Raw genomic sequence first — 26,359 nt, forward strand, 5'->3', positions numbered from 1 at the left:
CTGAAGGTGGCAGAATTCTGCCGGTAGCCCTGCCCTGCCAGAAGAACTGCCTACGCCTTAGCGCGGGGCCGTCGAACTCAGTCGCCTTTTGCGCAGAAATGCTGGCTGACCGGGAAGTACATGATTAAGATCGTGTCGATACCTTACGTCAACAGGTCGCGCCAAACAATTCGGCCTGATGACCATCGACGCCGTCTGGCAATGTCTCTGCCCAAAACACTTCGATAGTCTGAATTCGATGAGAATGATCACCGGGGCGCTCTTAATTCTGGCAGCCGAGCAGGCGTTTGCTCATGCCTTGCTGGTGCCGTTTCCCAACAACGTATTCGCGACGGAATTCCTTTATCCCGTCAGCATGGTTCTGGCGGTGCTTGGCATCGGGTTCTTGATATGGGGCATCGTGTCTGATCAGCGACAGCCGTCTACTTCCAGCAGTACAAAGCCTGATAAGTGACTGGCCGTTTTGCGGAATGCCGGAAGATGAATTGCTGAACACAACGTGCTGAACACAATTTGGTGGACACAATGCTGTCACGGCAATGGACCCTTGGTCATTCATTGTGCAGGAAAACAGGAAATGGGCGAATCCACTGATGCTGCCGATCGATTTGACAGTCGCATGCGCCGGATTGCTCTCTGGTCCGTTGTTTTTTCTGTTGCCATTGTGGTGTCGCCTTGGCTGCTTCGCACCACGAGGGCTCAGCATCTTCGAGATGCTGCCATAGCCCTCAATCAGCGCGACTTCCGTGAAACCCGGCGAATTGCAGATTTGGTGTTGAGTGATTCGCCGGACGATCAGCAGGCGGCTTTGTTTGGAGGATATGCTGCGGCCGGAAATTACCAGCATGAACAGTCAATCGACTACCTCGCGAGGTTGGCCAATGATGGAAGTGGATCTTACGAAAGTGTTATGGCTTCGTTTATTACCGGGCAGCGATGGGTAAAGCTCGGCAACCTGAAGGAGGCTGAGAATCATTTTTCCTATGTCATCAGGCACTGGCCATCGCACCCGATGGTAAATCGCGAGTTCGCCTATCTGATGCAGGTTCAGGGACGCTGCTGGGAATCTGTTGCTCCCATGCTGCGACGCATTCGACAGGGTATTTTCGGGCCCTCTGAGTTTCACATCGTCGGATCACCGGAAAACAGGTTTATCAACGACAGCCAGCTTATTAATCTCGCCAGGGCTCAGTATCCGGAAGATGTGAACGGAATGCTTCCCGAAGCAAGGCTGGCGATGCTGACTAATAATCCCCGCAGAGCCGAGGAATTGCTGGTTGGCATTATTCAGCGGCGACCGTCATTCGTGCAGCCTTACGTTGATTTTGGTCGATTGCTGATCGATGAAAACCGGCAGAGTGAATTCCTTCAGCTGGATGAAGAACTTCCGGATAGCGCCGATGAACACCCGGGCATCTGGATGAATCGAGGACTCTGTGCCGAAGCAACAGGAGATCTGAAGGCAGCCATCGGTTGTTTGATTCAGGCTGTGCAAATTGCCCCTAATCATGTGGAGGCCAACTACGCACTTTCTCAGTTTCTCAGCCGGGATGGACATAAAGAGTTTGCTCAGCATTTTGGAGAGCGAGCGAGGATACTGGCCGAGATTGAGTTGGCAATGCCTGAATTTCATGATGATCCCACCATCGAACAGTCAAAGACACTGTCACATCAGTTTGAATCGCTGTCTCGTCATCTTGAAGCAGCGGCCATCGCGCAATTCGCAATCAATATGGCATCCGGCCAACCGGAGTGGGCTGTCGAAGCAATCAGGAGAAATGCCAGAGCACTCATGAAACAGCCGAACGGCCTGTTTCCGAGGTCTGCCAGCGATGAATTCCGGGCCATCGTCTCCACTTACCCGACAGACTTGTCAGGGCGGAGTCGACATGTCGCACCAGCAGTCAACTCAAAACCGATCCCCTTAATTCCGGCGGCAAGATTCGAAAATACAGCGGTTGCTTCAGGCCTGGATTTTGCTTACTTCAATGGTTCCAGAACGATTCGGGGAATGGAACACATCTTCGAAACCACTGGCGGTGGGATTGTTGCTGTAGATGTGGATCAGGATTCTCAACCTGACCTCTATCTCACCCAGGGGGCACCACTCTGGCAGGATGACTCGTCACGTCCGGTGGATCAGGAAACTCCGGAAGACAAGCTCTTTGCAAATCGCAATGGTCAGTTTCGTGATGTGACGATTGCCAGTGGTCTTGGCGACAGGTTGTTCAGTCAGGGGGCGACGACAGGTGACATCAACAATGATGGATTTCCGGATATCTATCTTTGTAACCTGGGATCAAATGCCTTTTACCTGAACAATGGCGATGGGACGTTTTCAGAAATCACCCTTCAAACTTCGACGGCGGGCGACGTCTGGTCTCTGAGTGCTGCGATTGCTGATCTCAATTCAGACTCACTGCCAGATTTGTATGTCGTCAACTATTTGAAGAAGGAAAGTGTGTTCGATCGCCTTTGTAAGAAGAATGGTGAACCGCTCACGTGTGCTCCAACGATGTTTCCGGCGGAACAGGACCGGCTATTCATCAACCTCGGGGACGGAAGTTTTGCAGATCAGACGCAGCAATGCGGCATCGTGCGTCCCGACGGAAAAGGGCTGGCGATTCTGGTCGCCGACTTCGATCAGGCGGGAGGACTGGAAATCTTCGTCGGAAACGACACGACTCCCAATTTCTATTTCGTTGATACTTTGCAGAGTGGCCATGTCCTGGCGTATGAAGACCAGGCGATTACCAGTGGACTGGCGGTTGACGGAACAGGCAGGAGTCAGGCGACAATGGGCACGGCGTTCGCCGATATTGACGGGAATGGTCTTCCCGATCTGTTCCTGACTAATTTCTACAAGGATGCGAACACCTTCTATCTTCAACCAGCGAGACACTCGTTTATCGATATGACTCGTTCAGCCAATCTGTATGAATCCAGTATCGAAACTCTGGGCTTTGGTACAGAGTTTATCGATGGCAATCTGGATGGGTTTCCTGATTTGTTCGTCACTAATGGTCACGTTGACAGGACTTATGCAACTGGTGATCCGGATGAGATGTCGCCGCAACTTTATATGAACCAGCAGAATGGTCAGCTTCAGCTTTGCGATTCCGGCGAGGTTGGTGAGTACTTTAATGGTAAGTACCTGGGCCGCTCCGTCTGTCGCATCGATTTCAATCAGGATCTGCGTGATGATTTAGCCGTGCTTCATCTTTATTCACCGGTTGCTCTGCTGGAAAATCTGGCGACGGACAGCATCCCAGGACACTCCATTCGCCTGGACCTGCGATCCGTTCGTGAAGCGAGAGATGCCATCGGAGCCGTTTTGGAAGTCGTTTCCGCGGGTCACCGCCAATCGATCCAGCTCACTGCCGGCGATGGATATATGACATCCAATGATCGTGGAATCACAGTCGGCGTGGGAACCGCCACCAGTATTGATGAGCTAAGGATTCGCTGGCCCGGGGGAACGGAGGACGTGTTCCGGGGAATTCCGGCTGATCGTCGCTATGTTGCCATTCAGGGTCGCAAAAAACTGTATTCAAACCCGTAGCTTTCTGTTGAAAAGCCGGGACAGACACGCAGGACGACTGAAAACCATCGTGTTTTAAGGTCTTCCACTCAAGCCAGTCCCGTTTTTCAACAGGCTGTTGGCGGGGCTTTCGTATGATTCCGATTGTTGCCTGAAGCCAGGAAAAGAAGGCGGTCCACCCAACTGAGTGTACCGCCTTCTCTGTCTGTTTCAGTCCTCAAAAGCGTTGGCTATTGAGGTTCTTAATCAAGATCAATCGGCAACTCCTGAGGGCCTTCAACAACCGTGATCTGGATACCACTGGACCCCGGCTGACGCATATTCTCCGGAATCTTCGAGATCACAACTTCCACCTCTTTTGTCGTGCCATCCGGATTGAAGAACGAAGCAGGGTCCTGATTCGTTGGTTCCACCGGTAGTGATGGCAACACTCCAACGCTGTAGGTGCCCACCGGGATATTGTTCGCCCCGTTGTACTTCAGCTTGTAACTGCCAGATGCATCAACTTTTCCACTGGCCGCATATCCCTCTGGTGACAGGAACGTCACGGTGGCAGCCTCAGCCAAAGGCTTACCGCCTAGGTTGACCACACCGGACACCTGCGCCCAGGGGCCATTGTAACTACCGCCACCACCTCCACCGCAACCTGCCAGAGCAGACAAGGTGACAGACATTGACAGTACTAATCCGGCAAATCGCATTTTCTACTCCGAAGTATGTAAGTGACTCACAAAACATAAAGCTCATCCCGAAACTCGACTTCGGAAAGTACTAAGGCTTTGGAACTTATTCTGTGAGGCTCGACCTGAATTCTGGATACCCGAGAGCCCGGCAAACGCATGGCAGAGTGCTTGACCGCAATTCCCTGCCATGCTCAGCCAGGAATTCTAGTATTCACCAACGGTCTGACCGTCATCCCGGGTGGCGAGATACTTCAATGTTGGAAGGTTGATATTGTTGCTGAGGAACGAAACGTGTCCATCAGCAAACACAACCTGGATACCGCCGGTGTGGGCTGAAATCAATGGGTTGTTTGGTCCATGATTCTGATGAACACCTGGCAGGTCGTAGTTTTTCGTTCCGGGTGGATATCGTACCGAGGTCAGATTGAATTTTCGGTTGGTGGGACCATTCCAGCCTGTCGTACGACCATTTCCGTCGGTGCCCATCAGCCAGCCGTGCGGTACTCCGCCACGTACATCCACCTTCACGCCGTTTGCATCAACGGTCCAGTCGGATGTTTCACCCAGCATGATCGTGTTGGAGGTGCCGTCCGTAACTTTGTTTAGTCCGATGCATTCGTTCCAAACAAGGATGCCGCCGGCAGAGTGGTATCCATTTTGCGAATTCGTTCCGCAGCAGGTACCACCCCCTATTTGACGCAGCTCTACAAAATTGTCGGTGTTGGTTGTTGGAGTTGCGTTTGAAGTGCGATCTTCGTCAACAGCACCTGAGATGCCAACGTAAGAGGGAACTGTTTGGCGTGCGCCACCGTTCGTGTCCTGAATAATATTATCGAGGGGACTTGAAGGACACACCAGAGAAGTCAGTACGATACCATTGACAACCTGACCATTGGCGTTACCCGTCGTGCCTCCACCTGCTCCTGTCCAGCCGGGATGACTGCCACTGAAATTCAGCTGTGAATACAGGTTTGCCTGCTCGAAGTAAGGCAGCAGAGCCGGATAGAACGAGACTCCAAAACCGTTCTGTCGTTGATTCCCCATTGGGAACGTGTTGTACGTGTCGTGGTAGTTATGAAACGCAAGTCCAAGCTGTTTGAGATTATTCTTGCACTGCGTCCTCCGAGCTGCCTCGCGTGCTTGCTGTACAGCGGGAAGGAGCAAAGCAATCAGAATTGCAATGATTGCAATGACCACCAGCAACTCAATCAATGTAAAACCACGTGACCTCGTCTTACGCATAGCAGACTCCTGAAAAGTACGTTGGAATAACGGAACACACCGGTAAAACTACCACTGAATGGTGAGCGATGTCAACGCGTCAGAGGCCGCGAGCAGTGAACAATCGCAATACCGCTTGTTTTCAATCCGTTCCACATTGACACGCGTGGCAATCCGGATCAGTTGGCCAATGCACCCGAATCAACAGGTCAGCACTCACCGAAGCATTGAATTCGCCAGTTGTTTGCCACAGGGAGGGATGGTAGTTGAGATACCCAGCCCTTGTATTCGACAGGCATTGATCACCACGAATGCAGGTGGAAGCCTCAGGCTCCCTGGTTTGGGCGTCAATCAATACGAACTGCCATGTCGCTCAGGCGTTGTCGAGCATGGTCGGCCCATGGACCTCGGGAGTCATGCTGCAGGTACTGCTCCCACCACGATGCGGCCTCTTCAGGTCGTTGCTGCTGATCAAGGAGCTGGGCGTAGTGCAGTAACGCATCAGGGTTCCCCGGATGGATGGAAATGGCCGTCAGCAAAGCGTCTTCCGCCGCCTCAGGACGCTTCAGTTCTGCGTTCAGGCAACCAAGCTGAGTCCAGGCTTCGATGAAATCGGGGGCGAATTCAATCGCACTGTGGTAGCGTTCGATTGCAGCATCCAGACGGCCTGAACGATAAAGCGCATCAGCAAGATGGAAGTTGACATCAGCCGGATCAGGGAACGCCCCTCCCTTTTCTCGCATTGCCATCACAAGATCATCTCGAAGCAGCAGTTGTTCGGAGACCAGCAGGCTCATGGAGTTGCGAAAGGCATTCACCGCGGATTCAAACTCAGACTCTTCTGCCAGTCGACACCCTTCGTGAAACCATTCATCGGCCGTCCAGTCGCTCATAGAGCGGTCGCCCAGCGTCAACCGGGCTTCCATGATAGAAAACGAAACAGGAGATTCGTCAGAGGAACCTGCAACGCCACCATCAATTGGCCGAACCTGATTCACGCTGTCCCGAGTGCCGATCTCAACGGTTTCCAGATTCTCTTCCTCAGGGCGGATAACGTTCAGGCGTTCGACATTCTCGAAGTCCAGTAGCCGTTGCCCCGTGCGGGGATTCAGGACTCCATGGGCATCCCGCATCAGCACGTGCTTGTCCTGCACCAGCAAATTCAGCTGAGCAAGGGAGCGGTCGGTTCCGGCAAGAGTCTGTCCAAGTTCGCCAAGACTCTGTTCAATTCGCTTTGCCGAAATGCCTTCTTCCAGAAGTGCGGCCAGCCGTCGCGCGCTGGCGACTTCGCGATACTCGAAATAGGGCAATCGGCAAACACGGCGAACAGGTCGTATCAATCCAAGACGAGCCCACCTTCGAATCAGACGGACCGGGACATCGAGCAATCGTGACAGCATTGCGGGAGTATATGCGCGATGAATTTCATCGCGTCGTTCATTCAATCCGAGCAGGTGCAGCCAGTCCGATTCGGCAACAATCTGCAGCCCTTGTCCGTCTGCTATCAGTTGCATGGCATGTTGAAGTTTCCGGGACGTATGTCCATCTTCTTCAAGAGGCCAGCCCTCTTCGCCGACAACAAGCATGGAAGTTGTACTGGATACGGAATGCGTCGATCGACCTCCATATTGTTCCACCAGTGAAGCCGCCTCGCGATGCACCATTGACGCGAGTGTCCCAGTGAACGCGACGGTTTCACCGGCCAGCGGCAGCGAACTGTCGGTGGTCGGGTTGAGTCCCGGCTCATTGATCTTGCTCTGACTCTGTTGACCGGACTTGCTGCCTGTCTGGCCAGGAATTGTGGAATCGTGCTCAGCCATCATGCGGTCGCCTGAAGACGCCTCGATCTGCAGTTCAAATGCTCTCTCAATGTTGAAACTCCGCCCCGACATACGGTCGAATTCCGGAGAGCCCGTGAATTTATGGCGGGACAGACTTTCAGCCCGTCATTTTTCCAGCAGAATTCGACAGGCTGGAAGGCTGTTCCATGATTTTCTGACAACCCCGGATCAGTCAGCTGCGAAGATACCGTCGGAAAATTACGATGGGTAGCATTCAGGCCATTTCGTGACGCAAGAGTTCAAATTCGCACACAAATTCAGTCACGCCATGATTCTGAACGTCAAACTGCACAAAGTCTGTCGGTTAATTGTTTCGTTATCCACCAAAGCGGGCCGTTCCTGATTCCCGCTGACCACCGCTCTCACAACATCCGAAAGAACAACAAATGTCAGTCCTTCAGAATGCCGACCCCGCTATCTGGGAAGCCATTTGCCACGAACGCAGCCGTCAGACAGAAGGTCTGGAACTTATCGCCTCCGAAAACTACACCAGTGCTGCCATTATGGAAGCCGCTGGGACCGTGCTGACAAACAAGTACGCAGAAGGTTATCCCGGCAAACGATACTACGGTGGATGTGAAAATGTAGACGTTGTCGAGAATCTGGCGCGGGAGCGAGTATGTCAGCTGTTCGGGGCAGAACATGCGAATGTGCAGCCTCACGCCGGATCCCAGGCCAACATGGCAGTTTATCTGAGTGTCGTTAAGCCCGGCGATACGGTGCTCGCCATGGACCTCGCACACGGAGGACACCTCACGCACGGTATGCGACTGAACTTCAGCGGTCTGCATTACAATGCAATTCACTACGGTGTCAGGCAGGATGATCATCGCATTGATTTCGATCAGGTTGCCAGCCTTGCTCGCGAACACAAGCCGAAGATGATCATCGCCGGTGCCAGCGCGTATCCTCGCGAAATTGATCATGCAAAGTTTGCGGACATTGCCAAAGAAGTTGGCGCGGTCCTGATGGTCGACATGGCCCACTACGCCGGACTTGTTGCCGGCGGCATTCACAACAGCCCAGTCCCAGTCGCTGACTTTGTTACGTCTACTTCGCACAAAACTTTGCGAGGTCCGCGTTCAGGGTTTGTTCTTTGCAGGAGTCAGTACGCGAAAGACCTTGACCGCAGCGTCTTTCCGGGGATGCAGGGCGGCCCATTGATGCATATTGTCGCGGCCAAAGCTGTCTGTTTTGCGGAAGCTTTGCAACCGGCCTTCAAAGCGTACGCTCAGCAGATTGTCGACAATGCAAAGACCCTGGCTGAAACACTGATGGCCGGTGGTCTGCGACTCGTTTCCGGGGGGACGGACAATCATTTGATGATGTGCGATGTGACGGCTATCGACCTGTCGGGCAACGTTGCCGAAAAGGCCCTGGATGAAGCAGGCATCACCGTCAACAAGAATATGATTCCGTACGACCAACGCAAGCCGATGGATCCCAGCGGGATTCGCATCGGGACTGCGGCGCTGACAACTCGTGGAATGAAGACTGACGAAATGAAGAAAGTCGGGGGCTGGATTCTGCAGGCACTGAAGAACGCTGACAACAGTGGCGAACTATCAGCGGTCCGTCGGGAAATCGCTGACTTTGCGAAAGCATTCCCTGTACCAGGGATTGGTTAGGGCTCTGGAATCACCGGCGCAGGTGCACCGTGTCGGCTTGATACGGTGCCCCCGGTGGTCCAGTGAGCGAAGCGACGGCGTTGGCCTGAGTTCACAACGAAGCATGGCCGCTCTTATAACCTGCTGAGACCGGAACATGATCACGGTATGGGTTCAGCGACGGCTAACCTACTAACCTAACGGCCTGTTGGAAAACGAGACTGGCTTGAGCTGGAGACCTGAGAACACGACGGTTTCCAGCCGTCCAGCGTGCCTGTCCCGATTTTTCAATGGACAGCTAAGTTATGGAGTTCCCTGCCTGAACTGAGACGCCGGCTGGCCCCGGGCTGCGAGCCCCTGATTCTGCTCGGAAAGCGGGCAAACCATGAATTTCTGAATGGCAATTCGGGGAGGCTCTGTGCCACCATCGACCGCCCCGGCGATCGAAAGTGCACTCGCCTCAAATCGTTCGCACTTAGAATCTTTGCGGCGTGAACTTTCTGACTTGAACCGACACGAACGCGTGGATTCAACAGAAGGCGGTTGTCGGGAGATGCGACACGAACAAGGGCACCCGGAATGCCTGACTGGCAGAGCCCGGATTCTGGCCGCCGGTAGACCGCCATCATGGTTTCAGGCAACTCAGGGACGGGCCAGGCAACTCAGAGACGCTCAAAGTGATGGAGGTAAACGAAAACAGGGTTCCCGAATGTCTCGGAAACCCTGCTATTCTTCCAATGGGCAGAGGGGGAATCGAACCCCCGACACCAGGATTTTCAGTCCTGTGCTCTACCAACTGAGCTATCTGCCCTGGAGATGAATGGCTTTCGCCATTCAAACCGCCTTTGTTTCACGATTTTGATGACTCGAAATCGTGAGCGGGCGGGATGTTAGTGACTGTCGACCGGCATTACAAGACAACGAAAGATTCTTGCCCAACTTCGACACAACATCCGCCTAAGTAGGAGCGTGTGTTCTGGTTGTGAAGACTTTGCCACCCGAGATCATCCGTTCTCAGACGCTGATTCCTGCGTTCAGCAGTTCAATGGCCGCCTCTTTGACCCGGACAGCCGCGGAATCAGCCAGACCGGAAAGCAATGGCAGGTGTGGACCCGTTTGACCGATGCCAGCGAGTGCAACAGCCTCATGCAGGACACGGATGGGATTAATTTCATTCCTCAGGTCTTCCAGGGGCAGGAATACCTTTCGGATGTCCTCAGCAAGGTCATAATTCTTGTCGCAAATTGCTTTCAGCATCAGTTGTGAAAGAGTCGGATTGATACAGACGCAGCCAGAGGTAAATCCATTGAGTTTGAATTTCGTCAGATGGACCAAAGCGGGTTGTTCTCCAATTCCGCTGCAGATGATCCTGGGGTCGACCATTGACACCAGTCGCTCAAGATAAGGATCGTCCGACGTGTCTTCTCGAACGATTGCATACTTGATGAATGAAACGAGTCCGTCACGCACTAATTCGGCTGCACCTTCCGGGCTGATGTACCCTTCTTCCTTGATGTACAGGACAGCTGGGCGATTGATCGTTTCGACGAATCGCCGGAAGCCATTCATCAATCCAGGTTCTGTCATAACGGCCTTTGTCGGCAGAACCATCACTGTCGGGAAGTCTGTGTCACGGATGACGTCGGCCTGATCCATCATCAGGCCATACGAAGGACCAACGGACGGAACCACCAGGGTGTTTTCGCCAGCAGACGCGCGAAGTACATCCAGCAGGCTGGCATATTTGCTCATTCGAACGTGGTAGAGGTTCGCGTTTCCGCCATAAAGCAGCATCGAGACGCCACCGTTTTCGATGTGCCGAATAATTTTTGTATTTTCATCCGGACAAATCACGTCGTTTGCCCCGCGTGCGAGGGGTGGGACAGCAAGAACGGATGAGCGAAACTGTTCGGGGCGAAACGGAGTAGTCTGCATGGTTGTCGCTTTTGGGATGACTTCGGGCAGGATTGAAGGTGTTTTTTGAGAATGCGGCAGGATAACGTCCATGCGACGCAAATCCAGCAGAGCCGATCCTGTGTTGCAGTTTGCGGCTTCGGGTGTCTGAATGCCGGGCGATTTTGTTTGAAAAGGGACTTCAATCCGTCTGCAATGGGCCGGAGAGCGTATTCAACAGCAGAGAATTGCGCTGGCAAGCCCTGAGCATGGCGTCGCAATTCGCGGGTTGTTTTGCTGTAAAGTGTTGCAGTTTATTAGTTTGTGTTCATTGTGCCGCGGGTGTTGGCCAGAGGTGCGACGTGTTTCTGAATCGGGCATTCAATAGACGCCGTAAAAATCGCGGGTACTGCGCCGATTCCGCGGCGGTTCAGACTGAGTGTTTTGAGGAACGTCGACTTCTCAGTGCTGTCACGATGGCTGTTGGAGCCTCGCAGGATACATCGATCTTCAATGTTGGTCAGGGTGACGTTTCGAACGGCGCCGGGGAGTACGTCCTGAGCGGCGGAGAAGGCAGCGATGAAACTGCGATTCGCGGTCTGATCCATTTTGATTTGAATACCTCGTCGATTCCGTTTGGCGCGACAATTCTGGATGTGACACTTCGGCTGAATGCAGCCTACAGCGTAGGAGGGGCAGCGAATATTTCGCTGCATCGAGTCAGCAATGCCTGGGGCGAAGGTGCGTCTGACGCGCTGGATGACGAGCTCGATGGTGCAGCCGCAGCCGCACAGGACGCGACGTGGATATATCGCTTCTACAATGGCTCACAGTGGAATTCGCCCGGCGGAGATTTTTCTGCTGGAGAATCTGCATCGGCCAGTGTCGGTGCTGCTGGTTTGTACCAGTGGAACGACCTGGGCATGATCTCAGACGTCCAGTCGTGGCTGGACGATGCGTCTCAGAACTTCGGCTGGATGCTTTTGAGCGAGTCCGTTCCCGGTTCGGTGAAGGCTTTCCACAGCCACGATTCGTCGAATGCTGCTCTGCGACCGTCTCTGGAAATTACCTACGAAGAACCCATTCTGCCAGCTTTGGTTGCGGGACGAGCCTGGGATGACTCGGATGGAAACGGATTGCGCGTTCCGCTGGTGGTTCACGATCTTCAACTGCAGTTCTACCAGCAGAAAGACTTCTTCAACGTCTACAGGGGCCAGGAATACTGGTACAGATCGGCGGTCAACAACGAATGGTATTTTCTGACACCTGATGGAACATTGACCCACTGGGACCGGACTCCCGGCCAATTATCGGGCACTGCCGTATCGACCATTTCCCGACGATTCTGGGAACTACAGAACAAGCACCTGCTTTTGAAGGACGCAGTCCAGCCCGAAGCATATTTGAATGGAGTGACCGTTGAACTGCTGGATTCACAGGGTGTTGTTCAACGTTCGACCGTGACAGGAGATTTCGACGTCAACAACGACGGACTCATCAATCCTGAAACGGAATCGGGGTGGTACCGTTTTGAGCAGGTCCCTGCTGGTGACTACCAGGTTCGACAGATATTACCAACGACGCGCACCGCCAGCAGTGGTGACCACAGCGGATTGGCAACCACTGTTCACCAGTTGGACAGTCAGCTGAATCTTCGATTTTACAAATCGTTGTTTGAAGATTTTGGTGGAGAAGGCGAGCGTTGGTTTCTCGGGGACAACGGCTGGTATTACATCCTTCCGACCGGTGAAGTGTACCGATGGAAGGCTCAGCCAATTACGCCCTCGCAACCCCTGACAGGAACTCTGGTCGTTGAGCTGAATCATTCTTATTTCCGCGACCCGTCATTGATCTATCTTGCCAGCAATCCCGTTGTTGCGGCGGTTGACGGCACGACAATCGACACCATTGACTTGCCGAGTTTTGAAGCGATCGAGATTTCCGGACGGATTTGGCACGATCAGAATGGTGATGGACTTCCAGGCCGCCAGGATTATCCAACGGTTCATGCTTTGGCGACCGCTCCTGCTGGTGGCCCGGCTAAGGCAGTATTCTGGTATCAGTCTGCCGGGGTGGGAAATGGTCCCGTTTATTACTATGCCGACCAGTTCGGAAACATCTTTGAGTGGGCGGCATCAAGTGGTTCGAAATTTGTCACTCAGGTGTGGGGCGGATTTGAGCTGACGTCCCAGAGTATCCTGGAAACGGCATTCATCGTTGAGCCTTACCTGAATGGATGGGCAGTCGAGCTTGTTGATGCTGCAGGTCGGGTGGTTGGCACGGCAACTTCAACGGACCTGGACAAGAATGCGGATCAGGTCATTCAGGCTTCCAGCGAGCGAGGCTGGTACGTTTTCAACAATGTTCTGCCAGGCGAATACACTGTGCGCCAGGCCGTTCATGTGGACTGGGTACGCACCACAACCCATGATCCAATGCAACAGTTGACTGACCTTCAGTTCACTTACGGTTTCAAGCGTGTGCCGAAGGACTGGTATGACTTTGGGTTCCGCCAGGAACGCTGGTTCCAAAGCAGGGATAACTATTGGTTTTACATCACGCCTGATGGCAGCATCTTCGAATGGGATCGGAGGAGTGGGGGAGCAAAAGGGCTCGTGAATGGAACACTCGTCGCGCAGACATCTTCGAGCTGCTACCTGAATATGGAGCTGCTGTTCGCCCCTGCTGCGAAAGTTCTGAAGGCCCCTGCAGGCGCGATTCTGAATACAGTCAGTTTCGGCAATCTCAGGCTGATCGACAGCCTGTTTGGTGAAATTGAAAGTCAGTTGCACTCCTGACAGTGCCGGGTCGTTTCTGCCCGAAGTCGCGAAAGTGGCCAACCACCCATTGAAAATGCCGGATCAGGTCGTGCGTTGGCGCGCCGTGTTATTCTTTCAGTAGTTCCTGAATCGCAGTCATCAGGACTGCTTCGACATCCGGAGCTACATCCGATGCGCGTTCGCTGGCTTCGTAGCCTCCCTGGGAATATGCGATTTCGGTACCGATATAACCGGGACCATAGTCGCCATAGGCAGCCATCGCTACATTCAGGTCCGGTCTGGCTGCTTTAGCGGCCAGCTGATATTCCACAAAAAGTTCTCCGGGCATGTGCAGGATGCGGATATCCCCGAGCGACAGCATTGGAATATCAATCTTGTGACCGTTCCTGCACCTTGATAGCCACGCCAGTTTATCACCGGCGACGCGTGCTTCCGCTGAGTTCGGATTGGCGGAGATTGTTGTTCGGAGTCGTGTTTCTTCCAGGTGTTTTGCCGGTGGAAGTGACACCTGCCTGATGTGCCAGGAAAGAGGAGCGCTGTCCGCGTCGATTTTGAGTGTGTTGTCGAACGCGCGTTGCATTCCGTCGGCCAGTTTCATGGCAAGTTTGACGCGGTTGGAATGACTGCCATCGTTGTACTTGCCTGCTCCGATGTTCCCCCCTGCCCCGTTGAAATGAACATGAACGGCTGATGGGACGGCTTGTTGTCGAACAAATCTTGCGATGCCGGGGAAGTCCGGACTGGGGATACCCATCCGATAGTAGCTTTGGGGGTGGCAGGCGTAATAGCTGAGGACAGCAACAGGATTCTTGTCCTGCCAGAAGCTGATCACAGACACCTGCGGGTCAATCGTACCTTCGGGTTCAGCTCTCACTTTGGGGTCGCGCGTTGCTGTGTAACGCGTGATCGCAACTTTTCCGTCGGGGCCCAGAATACGGCGGTTCGATGCCACCTCTTTGACATCCGCGACACCGAACCCAACGTGCGTGACTGCGACATCCTTTGTCACAGCTTCGCTGACAGCAGCTTCCAGTCGCTGGAGCACCTGTCGCGTGAAAGCGCTGTCATATTGTCCGGTATCGGTTGCTCCGGCGTCGCGCAGAATGCTCTCGTTTGTAAAATCCGTGACCGGTGCATCATGTTGATGCAGCGTATGTACGGCAACTCGGTCGAATGTTGTACCTGCTGCGCGGGCAAGCGATTCCCGAAAGGCATCGTGTGATTCGTTTGCAATGCCAATCCAGTCTACAGCGCAAAGGACGACAGGCTTTGAGTCACCCTGAAGCACGATCCCACGGCATCGCAGGGTGAGTTCGTCAACCCGGACCACAGGGTCGTACGCCATTCGATAGCCCGGAGGTGGAGTCACGTCGATGTCAAATGTCGCCACGCGCAGGTCTGCTGGTGCGGCCGAGGCCGTGATCTGCAACGAAAGAACGCAAATTGTTCCCGCGGCCATGGCCAGGAAAAGCCTGCAGCCTGAATGCAAAGTTCCGGATGTGGCGACCTTCATGGGCTGTCTCCAATTGAATTTTCGCGAGAAGAAATTTTCACGGGGACCAGTGAACCTTCCGCCGATCATAGTGTCGGATTCACGAATGTGAACCATTAGCGGCGATAAGCAGATCAGTCGCCCTGAAACTCTGTCCGGATCACTACGTTATGATCCGTCTCAATACCATACTGAAGTTCTCCTTCCGTTCATCGGAGGATCGAGCTTCATTGTCATCAGAGCGGGCATTCTGCGCGTAATCGACAGGCCTTCCGGCCGGCATACTTCGCGCGTTTGTTCGCGTTGATTCTGCAGATCAGGTTTCCGTTGGCTCAACACCAGGACGCACCCGCATTCGCCGGAGTGTACATGGTGCCGTTTGTGTTCGTAGGCAGTCTCGTGCTTCAGGGCACTTGAGAGTTGTCCGCGTGCTGAATGTGAGCCCGTCCGCTTCCGGGATGATTCCATGTCGTGTCGAGATGTGGAGATGCGTTTTCCCGGGAGCTGCTTTCCGTTGTTAGATCCGCACTGACAGCCTCCGCGTCGCCATTGCTTGTGGCGTGTGATGGCTTACCTTGAAAGGAGTTCACTATGAACACCATCCATAACCTGAGAAACGTCGGCATTTCGGCTCACATCGATTCTGGCAAGACGACATTGACAGAACGAATGTTGTACTACTGTGGACGGATACATCGCATGGGAGATGTCAAAGGGCGTGAAGGCTCTGCGACAATGGATTTTGATCCCATTGAAATTCAGCGTGGCATTACCATTTCGTCTGCTGTTACGCAGGTGCAGTGGGATGAACATCGGATCAATATCATTGACACTCCCGGGCACGTGGATTTCACCATTGAAGTTGAACGGAGCCTTCGAGTCCTTGACGGAGCCGTACTGGTCCTCTGCGCTGTCGGAGGTGTCCAGAGTCAGTCGATGACCGTCGACAGGCAGATGAAACGTTACGGCGTGCCCCGGATTGCTTTCATCAACAAGATGGATCGTGCGGGGGCAGATCCGCAGCGAGTCATTCTGCAGATCCGCGAAAAACTTCGGTGTCACGCTGTGGCACTGCAGTTGCCTGTCGGGCGCGAAGAGAACTTTCGAGGTGTGATTGATCTGATCACGATGGAGGCGATCTACTTTGAAGGTGCTGATGGTCGTCAGGTTGAGCGATCCGCGGTTCCACTGGAGATGCAGCAAACTGCCGCAGCAGCTCGGGCCGAACTGCTGGAGGAGCTTTCGAAGTTCGATGACGCACTCATGGAGATCCTGCTGAATGGCGAAGATCCTGGTGAACACCTGCTGTATCGAGTCATTCGTGAGGCGACGCTTGCCCACAGGCTGACACCAGTACTGATGGGGACTGCCTACAGGAACAAAGGAGTGCAGGAGGTCCTGACTGCGATCACTCGGTATTTGCCGAGTCCCGCAGACAGAGTCGTGACAGCGATCAATCTGAATCCGGGCCACCGGACCAGTCAAAAGGCTGTTGCCTCGGACGTTTCTGAAATGGCAGAACAGCAGGCGGTCGTTGAGCTTTCAGCGGCCGCCGATGTTCCGCTGGTTGCGATGGCATTCAAGAGCGTTGTTGAATCTTTCGGACAGCTAACGTTCCTGCGTCTGTACCAGGGGCGACTTGTTCGGGGAGACACTTACCGGAACGCACGCACTGGACGTCGCATGCGGGTGAGCCGATTGCTGCGTATTCATGCGGACAAACGCGAGGACATCGCAATGGCTTCCGCAGGAGACATTGTGGCAGTCGTCGGCCTGGATTGCGCATCCGGAGATACGTTCACGGGCCATGGCATCCACTGCACACTCGAAAGTATGTTTGTGCCGGAACCAGTGATGAGGGTCTCAATTGAAGCTTGTCGTAGTGAAGATTTCGGAAAGCTGGCGAAAGCGCTGGAGGCGTTTCGGCGTGAAGATCCAACGTTTCGTGTTTTCACAGACGCGCGGACAGGACAAACGTTGATCGCCGGAATGGGGCAGCTTCATCTGGACGTTTACCTGCAGAAGCTGAAGCAGTTGTATCAGTGTGAATGTGCGACAGGTCAACCACAGGTTGCCTATCGTCAGCACCCGAGCTGTGCCGTCGACTTTGAGTATGTCCTGAGAAAGATGACGGGTGGCCCGGGGCAATTCGCGCAGATCAAAGGCCGAATGATTCCGCTGGGTGTCGATGGTGAAAAGCACTTTGAGTTTGTGAATCATGTTCGCGGTGGTCGAATTCCTCGCGAGTTCATCCCTGCGGTCGAACAGGGCTTCCTGGATGAACTCAACCGCGGACCGCTCGGTGAATTCGAAGTTGTGGGAGTACGAATCGATTTACTGGACGGAGCGTACCATGAAAACGATTCATCTGAACTGTCGTTTCGGCTCTGTGCTCAGGCGGCAATGAGAGACGTCATTCTTCCGAACGCTGATGTGCGGTTGCTCGAACCTGTCATGTCCGTTGAGGTCGAAGTGCCGGCTCGGTTTCAGGGAGGAGTGACCGGGCATCTGGCTAGTCGGCGAGGACTCGTCACCGGCTCGGAGACCCGTGATGGCTCTTGTCTGATTACTGCCGTCATTCCACTGGCTGAAATGTTTCACTACGCCGATGAGCTCCGTTGTATGACACAGGGACAGGGCGTGTTTTCGATGGCATTCTGTCGATATGCCCCGATGCCTGCAGACACTCAACGCGGTGTATTGCAATAGTCAGGTCCTGCTGGATCGATGACCGGTCCCTGACCATCTGGTCGGGGACCGGTTACCCTGAATCCGTTAGAACCGCCTGATCGGTGCAGGTCTGCCGAGCGTCGATCATCGCCAGATCGTTGCTTGTGCGTCGAAGAGAACGAAACTGTGCCTCGAGATCATCGATCAGGGTCAGCCTGTTTGATCCATGGTCTGAACCGACAGTTCGACGGGTCCTTCAAGTTCATGTGTTGAGTGTGTTCTTCGATGTGTGTCTGTGCTCGCGACCGGCTCGTAAGGCTCCGTATACTAACGGAGAGACCTGGCTGATCTGATTGTTCAGCAAAAAGTGGCCGGTTTTCTGAACGCAGTCTGGCAAGACAGGTGTTTTGGGCGGAGAAACTGATCGTGAGCAACGAGGCTGGGTTTGATATGCTTCGGAAAAACGGAGGAACGGCGACTCGTGTCAGAGTCATCGTCCTGAGATTCCGGTGATTTGTATCAGGTTCAATTCGGCCATGCGCAAGGTGCTTCTACGATTCGTGTTCGACCAGTTCTGGACCTTTCAGTCCGTTGGCAACGAACTTCTTGTTGGCGCCGGGTGGCTGGTGGCCGTGATGCTGATCGTGACCGTAGTGCTGGTGTTCGTGAATTGGCGAATAAAACGGGATCTGAAAGCAGCCGTCTCTGAAAACCTGAGCTGGCTGGTATTACCCGCGTTTATCCTCGCAGTCCCGATTCTGAATCTTTCGCTGGTCAACAGCGGCATTCCGGTCTTTGGTTACGGCTTTATGATGTTTGTTGGCTTTTCAACGGCCACACTGCTCGCTGCCCGGCGAATTCAGACGGTCGGTTTGCCGCCCGATATCATCTGGGATTTAATGATGTGGCTGCTGATCCCCGGCCTGATCGGTGCCCGAGCTGTTTATCTCAGCCAGTATGGACCGCAGGTTTTTGCAGGTAAGACGGGGCTTGCACTTCTGATTGCGCCCTTCGCCTTGTGGGATGGGGGGATTGTTTTCTACGGGTGCATCATTGGCGGAGTGATCGGGCTACTGGTTTACTGTCGACGGCGGAATGTCGATCCGCTTGTACTTTGCGATGTGATTGCTCCATCGCTATTCGTTGGCGAAGGGTTCGGTCGTATTGGTTGTTTCCTGTACGGTTGCTGTTTCGGAGCACCGTGTGCCCTGCCCTGGTCTGTCCAGTTTCCTCCGGACAGCATCACGTTTCAACGACTTGTGGAACGCGGGACGATTCCACCGGACGCCATTTCCACCATCCCATTGCATCCGACACAGATTTACAGTTCTGTTTCAGCATTCCTGTTGGCGGGCTTGCTGGCGTGGTTCTTTCGCCGTCGTCCGTTTGACGGTGCCGTTTTGGCAATGGCGTGGATCATTTACCCCATCAATCGCTATGTGCTCGAAATCTATCGCGACGACGAACCGGGCCGTCTGGGTCTGACTCTCACTTTCTCTCAACTGATGAGTATTGGTTTGCTTGTGAGTGGAATTGCAGCGATGTATTACTTCCATAAGCGCAACAAACTGACGAGAGCTGCAGATTCGGATTGCAAGGCCGCTGCGAACGCCTGACGGATGCCCGTCCCCACAATGTGTGGTTTGTGGTCGCGCGAACGCTTGTGGAAATGCGCCTCGCTGTCACATCGGGTTGCCTTTCGAATCGTTTTCAATGGGACTGACAGTTACACCTCGGAACCAAACGAATGTGAAGGAAAGGCAATGGCCGACTGTGTTCCATTTCAGCTTTACGTGGGGGCCGATGTCGAGGCGATCGTTGAGCTTTTGCGAGTGGAGCTTGTTCGAGCACGGGGCAGTTGCCGGGTCGGTTCCGGAGACTTTGCGATTCCCACACCCATTGGCACGATCAGTGGGTGTTATGCGATCGAAGGTAAGGCTCTGACGGTCCACATCAGGAGTCGTCCTTCATCTGTTTCGTGCGGTACGATTGAATCCAAAATGCAGGACTATATCCTGGACGCGAAGGCTGCATTCAGGAATTCAACACGGAAGAAGCAGGCATAGTCGGGTGATCGTGCCACTGTCTTTGGAAGATTATGTTTGGTTCGGGAATTGCCTGAGTCGCCGTTGGCATTCAGAAATCTGTGCCAACGTAGGATGAACTGGTCGCCAGTGACGACAACGCGGCCATTGAATTGTCTTTGGTGATTCCATTCTTTGGCGCCCAGGAGTTTGAATTCGGGAATCACGACGACGATGAGCAAGTGGCCTTCTTTTGTCGTGTAAGAGATCCCGCCTGTTGCCAGTCAGACAGAGATATCGCCCTGCCCTGCCCTGTTAAAGTGATGTTTGTGGATGGATTTTCCTGTTGTCACTCCTGCCCGAGAGCCATTCCGCAGATTCTCATGCCCGCCAGCTGTTGACGGCGATTCAATTGACTTGTGCTGACTCGCCTGCGAATTTGCTGTTGGTAATTGCTCGACAACGCTCTGGTTGGAGACGGCGATGACACGCTTCCTGAATTCTGTGGGTGTACTGTGCCTTTTGATTGTTGTGCCCGCTGAGGTGACGGCGCAGGACGGACAAACGATTGGTTTTCGTCGACATGTCATTGATTCCGCTTCCGAAATGCACTCCTGCGCAGCGATGGATGTGAATCACGATGGTCGTCCCGATGTGATCACAGGCGGGGCATGGTACGAGATGCCTCTGGATGCGTTGAGTGCGTGGAAGAAGCACCATGTGCGGGATGTGGAGCAGATTCGGGGTCGCTTCGATGATTATTCCTGTTTGCCGTACGACGTAAATGCCGACGGCCTGAAGGACATCATTAGTGTGAACTACCGCAGCGAATCAATCTACTGGATTCAGAATCCAGGTCCCGATTCGGATGACGCATGGGAAAAACATGAAGTCGCCCGGCCTGGTGCAATGGAAACAGGAAGGCTCGCGGATGTTGATGGTGACGGGTTACCGGACGTGCTTCCCAATGGAGTGAAGTTTTCTGCATGGTTTAGTATCGCTGCCGGCAGGGAACCGCATTGGCAACGCCATGCGCTTCCGGATGAACTGGCGGGGCATGGCGTAGGATTCGGCGATATTGACGGTGATGGTCGTGGCGATGTCGTGGGACGATTTGGGTGGGCTCAGGCCCCGGATGACCGACGGAATGAACGGTGGATCTTTCACGCGGATTTCGAACTGGAGCGAGACGCGAGCATCCCGATTGTCGTACATGACGTCAACGGCGATGGATTGGCTGATGTGATTTATGGACGTGGCCATCGCACAGGTTTGTATTGGCTGCAACAGGTGAAAGCGGAAGCCGGACGTGGTTGGGTCAGGCATGCCATTGACACAAGCTGGTCGCAACCCCACAGCCTGTTGCTGGCGGATGTCAATGGTGATGGTCGGGAAGACCTGATTGCTGGAAAGCGTTTCATGGGGCATGACGGAAAGGACCCCGGTGAATACAACCCGATTGTAAGCTATTGGTACGAGTTTCAGCCTGGTACGATGACGTGGCGGCGGCACTCAATTGATTCCGGCGATTCAGCCGGCGTTGGATTCGGACTGGATCCCAAAGCCGTGGATCTGGACCTGGACGGGGATATCGACTTCATTACGGCTGATCGCAACGGACTGTTTTTTCTTGAAAACATCGGCGCAATCCCTCAGGAATCGCATCCTCTGAGTTCATTCGCGGTCGCTAACAGGAACATCGCGACATTGCGCGAAACGGACGGCTCAGAGCGTGTCCTGGAGACTCCGTTCGACGCAGGTCGCCGGCGATCCCGGATTCTTCAGGCGATGTCCGAAGTGATGGGGCCGTTGCCAGAACCCGATCAGCGCGTTCCCCTTGATGTCAGGATTGAGTCGACCGAGGACGTCGTGGGATATCTCAGACATCGAATCAGTTACGCTCCGGAAGCCGGTGACCGAGTCCCTGCCTTTCTTCTGATTCCAAAGGCTGAAAGCGGGCGTGGTCCGGCAATGCTGTGTCTCCATCAGACAACGCGCATCGGAAAGGGAGAACCAGCAGGATTGGGCGGGTTGCCAAATCTGCACTATGCACACGAGCTGGCAAATCTGGGTTTCGTTTGTCTGGTTCCAGACTACCCTTCGTTCGGTGACTACACCTATGACTTCAAAACGAACGGTCGTCACTATGCCAGCGGATCGATGAAAGCGATCTGGAATAATATCCGGGCGATTGATCTGCTGGAGTCACTGCCGGAGGTCGATGCGGATCGAATAGGCTGTATTGGACATTCCCTGGGAGGTCACAACACGTTGTTCACCGCGGCCTTTGATCTTCGAATTCGAGCCGCCGTGACAAGCTGCGGGTTCACCGCATTTCAGAATTATTATGAGGGCAATCTGGCCGGGTGGACCAGTGATCGCTACATGCCCCGCATTCGTGATCTGTATCAGAATCGTCCCGATCGAGTGCCGTTCGACTTCGATGGAGTGCTTTCTGCGATCGCGCCGCGATCAGTGTTTATCAGCGCGCCCGTTGATGATTCGAACTTCGATAATCCCGGCGTGAAGCAGGTTGTGGAAGCAGTCAATGGTATCTACGACGTCTACGGTAAATCAGGCGGCATGGTTGCCGTGTATCCGAATTGTGGGCACGACTTTCCTGCGGAAACGCGGCTGGAAGCCTACAACTGGTTGAAGAAAGCTTTGAAATGATGTTGGGAGCATCCTGCCGGGCTAATCTTCGAGACCAATAAAGGCGCGCCAGGCCATTGAAGGAACTTCGCATTCCGGTTCTGCCGGCGCGATCAGTTCCGCAACCAGGTCATGGCAGTGCTTCCACGGTGCGAGGGCGATTTCTTCTGCTGTGCCAGGTGGGCACAGAAAGTTGCCCTGCCCGTAGCCACAGTTCATGGATTGCAGAACAGCCAGTTGCACGGGATCTTCAATACCTTCTGCGATGCAGGCGATGCCAATGTTTTCTGCAAGCGTCACAACCGAATGGGCAACGGCGATGACATCATGTCCGTCGTTCAGGTTGGCGACAAATGTGCGATCCATCTTCAGAACGGTGAACGGAAATTCCTGAAGGCAGGCGAGGGATGAATAACCTGTACCAAAATCGTCGATTGCCAGTCGGATGCCCGCCTGAGACAGGGCGTGCAGGACTTCACCCGCTGCGACCCGATGGGCCATGATTTCTGATTCTGTGACTTCAATTTGCAACTGTTGCGGCTTCATGCCGTAGGAATTCAGGATCTGAATAATGTGATCGGCCATGTGATCCTGCATCAATTGTCGTTCAGACAGATTAATGCTCACATATCGGGGGGCTTCTTCAACATGCTGCAAATGCCAGTCGACAAATTGTGCGCAGGCGGTTCGCATGACCCAGTCGCTCAGCGGAAGGCTGAGCCGGGTTTCTTCTGCAATGGGCAGGAATTCTTCCGGAGGAATCATGCCGCGAGTTGGATGATCCCAGCGGATGATCGCTTCAACTCCGTGCAGCTTTCCGTCTTCGAGTGAGACAATGGGCTGCCAGACGACAGAGAGTTGTTCTGTGCCAATCGCGGACCGTAGTTCTGTTTCGGTTTGCTGTCTCTGCTGGGCGGCTTCACGCATACTGTCGTCAAAAACGACGTAGCATGCTTTTCCCCGGGCTTTGGCTTCATACATTGCCGTGTCGGCATCACGAAGCATGTCCTCCGGACGCTGGTAACGTACATGGCTGCACACAATTCCGATGCTGGCATTCGAACGAACTGCGTGATCGCCAAGTTGATACTGTTCGCCCAGAGCACTGATCAGGTGGGAAGCGGACTGACATGCTGCTTCGGGGCCATCGATATCGTCCAGGATCACAACAAATTCATCTCCTCCCAGCCGCGACACGGTCGTGCCGTCTGCGAGTGTGCTGATGGAATCTGTCGTACTGAGGTTGTCTCGCAGTCGAACTGCAATTTCCCTGAGCAATGCGTCTCCAACATCGTGGCCCAGGCTGTCGTTGACGACTTTGAAGCGGTCAAAGTCGAGGAACATCAGGGCAAACTGATATCCGGGCACCTGACGAGTTCGTTCGATGTACAACTTCAGACGATCGTGAAACAGAGCGCGGTTCGGCAATCCTGTCAGGCGGTCGAGCCTGGCTGCAATCATCAGTTCTTTCTCGATCTTTTTCCGCTCGGAAATGTCGCGAACAATTCCGACAAAACGCGGGGTATCGGTCGACTGATGGACGAATTGCAACGAGAGTTCCACGGGGATCTCGTGCCCGTTGATGTGTCGGTGTGTTGTTTCAAACGTGAAGAGCTGATGAGTCCCTTCAGTCAGCGGTCTGGTGAGTTTTTGAAGATCATCGTTTGAGAATCCTGGAACGATATCCAGAGGCGTCATCTGCAGGTATTGCTCTTCGCTGTAGCCCAGCAGCTGTCGTGCCCCTTCATTCACATAGATGAATCGGAAATCCCCCGGGCGGAACATAAACACGCTGTCCAGAGTCTGGTCGAGAGTGGTCTTGAACTGCTGGAGCCGATTTGCTGCGAACTGCTGCTGCTTCAGATGGAATCGTGTGAGTGTCGCAAATGCCGCCGATGCCAGCAGAATCGATTCAATGACAGCAAGTATGCCAATGACTGACAGACGGGCGTTGAAGATCTGACGGCCCCAGACCGCCGCGGGGAAATCAACACCCAGAACTGCCTCGACACGTCCGTGCTGGTCATGCATTGGGTGCAATGCCGTCACCCAGAGTCCCCACTGGTCGCTGTACGGCACGGAAATAAATGCCGGAAGCCCGCTTAGTGCTTCGTTAAACGCCTTTGCAGGGGTCCCGGAATCGAACCCATCGTATTCTTCGCCTGGGATAGTGCGAGCTTCCAGTTCTTCGTCGATATGTCCGTCGCGGTCATAGTCTGTTTCTGAATCAATCAACAACAGAGTCCGGTTATCGTCGGTCCGGCGCATCGTGTAGATGTCGCTGATCAGAGTATTGGCACGCAACCATCGCAACTGGGCTTCCAGAAGCCGCTGGTAGTGCGCATCATCGGTTGTGACATCATTGGGGATCGACGCGTGGCCCAGCTTCTCTGTTTCTCCGGCGTAGGTCGTTGCAAATGCGCTCATTTGATTGATGAGGTTGCACCGTTGATCGGCATCCACCATCTGGACGTAGCGATGGCCGCAAAAGAGCAGAATCGAGGTGGTGAGCAGGCAGGCGCGGAAAGCGGTTTTCTCACCTTCACAGCGTTTGCCCATCCGCAGAAGCCCGAACAATCCGGCTGCGCAGCATGCTGTGAATGCCAGAAAGTCGAGTTGATAATCGATACAAGTCCACATCGAAGTTTTACCGGCGGGCAATCGGACATCGCCATAGTCGCCACTTTGGCAAACTCAGGTGACGCTGGCTTCGGTAAATACTTGGTTACAATGTGGGTATCCGCTGTTCATCACGTCTCAGAATTCGCCGGGGACACGTTCCCGCATTCCACAATTTGGATTCTGCGGGCAAAGGCTGGGCAACAATACCAATGACGCCGCGGAAACCCTATCGGGTTCTGTACCAGGTTCCTCTCCGATTCGATGGATTGTGAGTAGGAATTGCCCGCCGCATGCATTCTCTGAGAGGTGTATCCGGCGTTTGCAAACAAGTTGTGCTAGGCTTGGTACGAAGATATTGGAAACCCCGCGACTCGCCACGCGATCGCTGTAACGAGTGACAGTCGGAAGCAGGTATATGATGGCAACGACATTGCAGGAAATTCAGCAGGACGAAGAAAAGTCCCGACCCAAATACGGCAACCTCCCTGCTCTGCCCGAAGTTACCTTCAAGATTCTGGCGATGGCAAAGGATCCGGAATCCACGCCTGCAGATCTTCAGAAGTTGATCAGTCAGGACATCGCAATGTCCACTCGCATTCTGAAGGTTGTGAATTCGGTCTTCTACAGACTCTCTCGCCAGATCAGCACCATCGACCGTGCTGTCGTTGTTCTGGGGCGTAATGCTGTTCGAAATATCGCTGTCGCCGCTTCGATGGTGAAGTTGTTTAATTCGGGCAGCCGAGGAGATGCAGGGGGGCTTGATACGCGCCGACTGTGGCTGCATTCGGCGACAACAGCGACAGCCGCAAGGATTATTTCTGAGCGGCTGACGATCGGAGATCCCAATGAATTGTTCCTTGCAGGACTCACACATGACATTGGACTGATGGCCGAAGTCTACTGGGCTCAGAATAAATTATTGCTGAGCGTTCGTGATACGGAACTGGATTAGTTTGGTGTTCCGATGAAAGATCTGCGCGAAGCAGAGAGGCATTGGTTTGGTCTGGATCATGCTGCACTCGGTCAGGAAGTCTGCGAATACTGGAACTTTCCTGAATTGATCTCGACGCTTGTCGGCGCGCATCATGAGCCGTTCCTGGTGCCTGACGAACATCGAGACGTTGCGTGCGTTATTCGCCTTGCTGACCTTGTGGCAGCGGCGATGCCTGACGGCTTTCGTCTGGACCACACATCTCTGGATATTGATCCTGAGATTCTGGACGAACTTCAGATTACGCCTTACCACGTGGCGGAGTTCAGTGAACGCATCCGCGCAGAGATGCACGAAGTGTCCAGCATTCTGGGTTAGTGCTCGCTGCTGACCGGTGATCGG

General features: G+C 53.9%; 14 protein-coding genes, 1 tRNA gene and 1 pseudogene. 9 read left to right on the top strand and 7 right to left on the bottom strand.

Annotated features, from left to right (window positions below; genetic code table 11):
* Nucleotides 1-178: 178 nt before the first annotated feature.
* Complete coding sequence (locus tag R3C20_02040; protein MEZ6039257.1) at nucleotides 179-454, top strand: hypothetical protein; 276 nt, start codon at nucleotides 179-181, stop codon at nucleotides 452-454.
* Nucleotides 455-577: 123 nt separating this feature from the next.
* Nucleotides 578-3,562, top strand: coding sequence for an FG-GAP-like repeat-containing protein (locus R3C20_02045; protein MEZ6039258.1), 2,985 nt, complete (start codon nucleotides 578-580; stop codon nucleotides 3,560-3,562).
* A 221-nt stretch (nucleotides 3,563-3,783) separates the two neighbouring features.
* Here the strand turns inward: R3C20_02045 and R3C20_02050 are convergent, their stop codons facing one another.
* The 3 genes from R3C20_02050 to R3C20_02060 all read right to left on the bottom strand — a co-directional run bounded on the left by R3C20_02050 (nucleotide 3,784) and on the right by R3C20_02060 (nucleotide 7,337).
* Nucleotides 3,784-4,215 carry a hypothetical protein gene (locus tag R3C20_02050; protein ID MEZ6039259.1) on the bottom strand — a complete coding sequence of 144 codons (432 nt, stop codon included), beginning with the start codon at nucleotides 4,213-4,215 and terminating at the stop codon, nucleotides 3,784-3,786.
* Nucleotides 4,216-4,428: 213 nt separating this feature from the next.
* Nucleotides 4,429-5,466, bottom strand: coding sequence for a DUF1559 domain-containing protein (locus R3C20_02055; protein ID MEZ6039260.1), 1,038 nt, complete (start codon nucleotides 5,464-5,466; stop codon nucleotides 4,429-4,431).
* A gap of 326 nt (nucleotides 5,467-5,792) precedes the next feature.
* The gene (locus R3C20_02060; GenBank protein MEZ6039261.1) at nucleotides 5,793-7,337 is read right to left on the bottom strand and encodes a tetratricopeptide repeat protein; all 1,545 of its coding nucleotides are present in this window, start codon (nucleotides 7,335-7,337) and stop codon (nucleotides 5,793-5,795) included.
* Nucleotides 7,338-7,672: 335 nt separating this feature from the next.
* On the opposite strand from R3C20_02060, the gene glyA reads away from it, so the two are divergent.
* Complete coding sequence (gene glyA, locus R3C20_02065) at nucleotides 7,673-8,914, top strand: serine hydroxymethyltransferase (protein MEZ6039262.1); 1,242 nt, start codon at nucleotides 7,673-7,675, stop codon at nucleotides 8,912-8,914.
* A 717-nt stretch (nucleotides 8,915-9,631) separates the two neighbouring features.
* Here glyA and R3C20_02070 read toward each other — a convergent pair.
* A tRNA-Phe gene (locus R3C20_02070) sits at nucleotides 9,632-9,704 on the bottom strand.
* 203 nt (nucleotides 9,705-9,907) lie between these two features.
* Nucleotides 9,908-10,900: a hypothetical protein gene (locus R3C20_02075; protein ID MEZ6039263.1), complete on the bottom strand. Its 993-nt coding sequence runs from the start codon at nucleotides 10,898-10,900 to the stop codon at nucleotides 9,908-9,910.
* A gap of 362 nt (nucleotides 10,901-11,262) precedes the next feature.
* On the opposite strand from R3C20_02075, the gene R3C20_02080 reads away from it, so the two are divergent.
* A complete protein-coding gene (locus tag R3C20_02080) occupies nucleotides 11,263-13,584 on the top strand; it encodes a DNRLRE domain-containing protein (GenBank protein ID MEZ6039264.1) in 2,322 nt (773 codons plus the stop codon).
* Nucleotides 13,585-13,672: 88 nt separating this feature from the next.
* Here R3C20_02080 and R3C20_02085 read toward each other — a convergent pair whose 3' ends face one another.
* Nucleotides 13,673-15,079 carry a hypothetical protein gene (locus tag R3C20_02085; protein ID MEZ6039265.1) on the bottom strand — a complete coding sequence of 469 codons (1,407 nt, stop codon included), beginning with the start codon at nucleotides 15,077-15,079 and terminating at the stop codon, nucleotides 13,673-13,675.
* A 570-nt stretch (nucleotides 15,080-15,649) separates the two neighbouring features.
* Here R3C20_02085 and fusA point away from each other — a divergent pair.
* From fusA to R3C20_02105, 4 genes are all read left to right on the top strand, one after another.
* Nucleotides 15,650-17,767 (top strand): elongation factor G, encoded by a 2,118-nt coding sequence (fusA, locus tag R3C20_02090; GenBank protein MEZ6039266.1) that lies wholly within the window; start codon nucleotides 15,650-15,652, stop codon nucleotides 17,765-17,767.
* 497 nt (nucleotides 17,768-18,264) lie between these two features.
* The gene (lgt, locus tag R3C20_02095; GenBank protein ID MEZ6039267.1) at nucleotides 18,265-19,344 is read left to right on the top strand and encodes a prolipoprotein diacylglyceryl transferase; all 1,080 of its coding nucleotides are present in this window, start codon (nucleotides 18,265-18,267) and stop codon (nucleotides 19,342-19,344) included.
* 147 nt (nucleotides 19,345-19,491) lie between these two features.
* Nucleotides 19,492-19,794 (top strand): hypothetical protein, encoded by a 303-nt coding sequence (locus R3C20_02100; GenBank protein ID MEZ6039268.1) that lies wholly within the window; start codon nucleotides 19,492-19,494, stop codon nucleotides 19,792-19,794.
* A gap of 441 nt (nucleotides 19,795-20,235) precedes the next feature.
* Nucleotides 20,236-22,425 (top strand): FG-GAP-like repeat-containing protein, encoded by a 2,190-nt coding sequence (locus R3C20_02105; GenBank protein MEZ6039269.1) that lies wholly within the window; start codon nucleotides 20,236-20,238, stop codon nucleotides 22,423-22,425.
* 21 nt (nucleotides 22,426-22,446) lie between these two features.
* On the opposite strand, the gene R3C20_02110 is transcribed toward R3C20_02105, so the two are convergent.
* The gene (locus R3C20_02110) at nucleotides 22,447-25,044 is read right to left on the bottom strand and encodes an EAL domain-containing protein (GenBank protein ID MEZ6039270.1); all 2,598 of its coding nucleotides are present in this window, start codon (nucleotides 25,042-25,044) and stop codon (nucleotides 22,447-22,449) included.
* Nucleotides 25,045-25,444: 400 nt separating this feature from the next.
* On the opposite strand from R3C20_02110, the pseudogene R3C20_02115 reads away from it, so the two are divergent.
* Nucleotides 25,445-26,335 (top strand): annotated as a pseudogene (locus R3C20_02115) (HDOD domain-containing protein).
* Nucleotides 26,336-26,359: the final 24 nt, after the last annotated feature.

The organism is Planctomycetaceae bacterium, assembly GCA_041398825.1.
Lineage (GTDB): Bacteria > Planctomycetota > Planctomycetia > Planctomycetales > Planctomycetaceae > F1-80-MAGs062.